This window comes from Weizmannia acidilactici (assembly GCF_008974185.1).
GTDB lineage: Bacteria > Bacillota > Bacilli > Bacillales > Bacillaceae_C > Weizmannia > Weizmannia acidilactici.
The window spans coordinates 1-3,278 of record NZ_BKZP01000068.1 but is presented as its reverse complement, the minus strand read 5'-3'; the positions used below and the strand labels follow the sequence as shown (position 1 = coordinate 3,278).

3 protein-coding genes and 1 pseudogene are annotated in these 3,278 nt (G+C 37.8%); all 4 read right to left on the bottom strand.

Annotated elements, in window-relative coordinates; translation table 11 throughout:
• Nucleotides 1-452: 452 nt before the first annotated feature.
• Nucleotides 453-1,085: a DUF3267 domain-containing protein gene (locus BpJC4_RS15530; protein ID WP_151681980.1), complete on the bottom strand. Its 633-nt coding sequence runs from the start codon at nucleotides 1,083-1,085 to the stop codon at nucleotides 453-455.
• A 452-nt stretch (nucleotides 1,086-1,537) separates the two neighbouring features.
• Nucleotides 1,538-1,864, bottom strand: coding sequence for a hypothetical protein (locus BpJC4_RS15525; protein ID WP_253694041.1), 327 nt, complete (start codon nucleotides 1,862-1,864; stop codon nucleotides 1,538-1,540).
• Nucleotides 1,865-2,253: 389 nt separating this feature from the next.
• On the bottom strand, nucleotides 2,254-2,361 hold the full coding sequence (locus BpJC4_RS15520; protein WP_151680712.1) for a YjcZ family sporulation protein: 108 nt from the start codon (nucleotides 2,359-2,361) through the stop codon (nucleotides 2,254-2,256).
• Between the two features lie 597 nt (nucleotides 2,362-2,958).
• Nucleotides 2,959-3,205 (bottom strand): annotated as a pseudogene (locus tag BpJC4_RS15510) (IS3 family transposase); the annotation flags it as partial.
• Nucleotides 3,206-3,278: the final 73 nt, after the last annotated feature.

Here is a 3,278-nt window from a genome sequence, read left to right as displayed (position 1 = left end):
GCGGCCTCCGCCTTTATATTACGAGAAGAAGAAGTCATCGCTGATTTGATTTACCATATCCTTAACAACGCGGGCTACATGGCCTTTTGGAATCATGTCACTGAAATCCATGGCAGAATGAGTTGTCCCATGTTATAATCAATAAAGGTAGCTGAATAGTTACTCAAAAAAACCGCCTCCATTCAATGTTTGTTCGACACCTACATTATATTATAAATATTATAATGGAAAAGGCGGTTTTTTTTGTACTTACTTCGTCTATTGCACGTTGATGATCGCGAAATTTACGAGACTCCTGCGGGAAAAGCGAGCAAGAAGAGACCCCGCAGCGAGTGACGTGAGGAACAAGCGAGGAGGCTCGCGACACGTGCGGAAAGCGAGTGAATTTCGCGATCATCAACAACCAACGATAATAATTTTTTCACAAAGAAAGGGGCGCCCCTTCAGCCAGATTACTGCCTTTTGGGACAGCCCCTTTGTTTATTATTCCAATACGTCTTATGTCCGTTATTTTTTAAAATTCCATTCTTAGGAACTTGTTTAATTATCAGAAGAAGATAGAGTATATCTACCGATGAAGCTAAAGAGTTTAGTATAATCAAAAATTTTAATGTTGAAGTTAATAGCCCACAAAAACCTAATATTATTGGCAAAATAACTGAGATGATTATGAATGGGGCTATTGTAACCAGTAAAAATCTTGATTTTGGAATATTTTCTTCAGTGGCTACAAACACCCCAAACAAAGTAAGCCCAATAAATGTATTTTCTGATTTAATAAAATTGGGTATGAATATCAAATGAAGTAATTCATGAAAAATTATAAGTAACATTATAAAGAAAATACTTCCTAAGTTAATGGTAAATGAAATAGAATTAGGTTCTATTCCAAATTCCTTCAATGATACATTTGAAAAAATATTTATTATCCCAACAGAGATAAGTGCATTGATAATCATTAAAGGAAAAGATAAAAAAATAGCACTTATCAAATATTTAGGTTCTTTTATTGGAACCCATTCATTTTTAATCAACTCAAAATGTAGACTTTCATTATACTGTGGCAATTTGTTTTTTATTTTCACGAATTACCTCCTTCAATAAAGTTAAGTTTTCTCTTGAATACTCACTCATTCTCAAAATTTCATAGGTGTTTAATTTACACCAAATAGCTGTCACACCTTCAAACGGGTTTATACAGAATATTCTTACAGGGTATGTCCCATCCTAACGACCGAACTGGATAAGTTTGGTAAATAAAAGGATATAACCGTGCGTAATATCTCCACACGACTCACGGTCTCTCACCCTCCTATATCTCTCCGGATCAAGGTCCGTACATTCCTTCGTCCTGCGTATCCATGAGATGGAGGCCGGATATGCTCCTTTGCTGGGTCGTTTGCCCGAACGGAATAAATAAGCTCCAGCTCTGCACTATTGGTGTTTGTTCTGAAAATGAAACAGGTAATCAAAAGCTATTACTTTTTCTTATTCTAAGCTGCCTGTAATGTTTCGATTTGAGGTAAACCTCCTTCATTTAAGAAATTTTCAGGGCCGCCTGGTCAAGGCGCTGCCTCAAGGTCGGGCTGGAAGGAACCCTTTGGATATCCAAAGCCAGTTGAAAGAAGACATCATCCCGGAATGCTTCAATATGATCAAAATCACTTTTGCCCTGGCAAAGCAGGCCAATATAAGACTTGGCAACATCGCCATTGGAACAGCCGGGGTTACGGGAAATATTCGGCAATTTATAGGCATTTAACTTTGAAGCTAAATTCGTTTGATTGAGTAGATTTCCTACAATCGCTAATCCAGACTGGGCAACAACCCGTTCATTTGTATATTCAATTATCAATTTTTTCATGAGATCACCTGATTGTGGAATGGGTTAAAATGGAGTTATTGTCCATATTATACTAGATTTTACGCTGATTGTTTGACGTTGAGTGAAAATTTCTTCACGGATTCAGGTGTATATAAAAATTGTATTTAAATGCTGAAAATCTTGCACTATCGACTGATTCCGTAGAGGTTAAATCATCTGTGAGTTATGTTAATGAAACTAAACAATTTCAACAGGTGATGTTATTTTGCTGCACAACAGTAATTTGAAGGACTGCAAGTATAAAAGGATATTGTTGCAAAAAAGAAAAAAAGAAGCGAATTTTACGCTTCAGTAAAGAAGGTAACCGAGCGGAGGTTATAATGTTTAATTTTCTCTGTTAGGTTGTTGGCTAATTAATCTTTATAAGATTAGTATCCGTAGCCACTCATGTAAGATGTTCCCACAATAATCAGTAGGATGAACAGAACTACAATTAAAGCAAAATTAAAACCGTGGCCATATCCGCCATCTGACATCATGATCACCTCCTTTGCGGGAGATACTATAAAATATGCGGTTTTGGCGTAAAAGAAAGGGCAAAGCATGGAATTACTTTGAAAAAGGGCAAGTGTAATAGAATAGAAAGTGCTTCATTATTGGCATTTCGGTAAATCACCAATGACGTCTAGGATAATGATTATACGTAACAACATTTCTTCTTATAGGTCTAACAATGTGTCTAGGAACAGTAAAGACGTTTACACGATTAACTTCCACTAACGGGGGGGATAATGGGTTGTACACGAGGAACAAAACGATTTTGTAAGGTGGATCCCTGGATTTAAATCAATATTTTGGACACCGAAAAGTGAAATTTAAATTATGATCCCATTCCATATTTTCCTTTAATCTTTAGTTGCTTGACATGGAGCCTCTGCGGACGTGGTGTTTTGCGAAGGGCGAAAGGGACACATGATTTCTTTCGCATAGGCACCAGCCTACCACGCCCGCCACTCCATGTAAAGCAGACGCTTGTAACTATATGCAAAGATTTATGATGCCCCTTTGATACGATCTTCTACTTCCTGTGGTGCCATGTAACCAAGACAGCTATGAATCCGTTTCCGGTTGTACCAGCCTTCTTTTAGAGTATGGATATACGTAATATCCGTAACCCACTTCTCGTTGATGGTCGTCGTTGAAAAGTCCTGGTTCAAGGTTATCGTGGTCTTCCACCTTATCTTTATTGGAATGAGGACGGTACTTTTTTCTCACAATCGAATAAATGCCGGCAGCCTTCATTAAACGCTGGACCCGTTTCAAGCTGACTTTACGCCCTTCTTTTGTGAGCATATGATGGACCTTTGACGCTCGGTATCTTTAATATTTACACTTGCAGGAGGGTCAAGAACTGTTTGTCCATCACTTACCTTAACGACAACTGCATTAATTC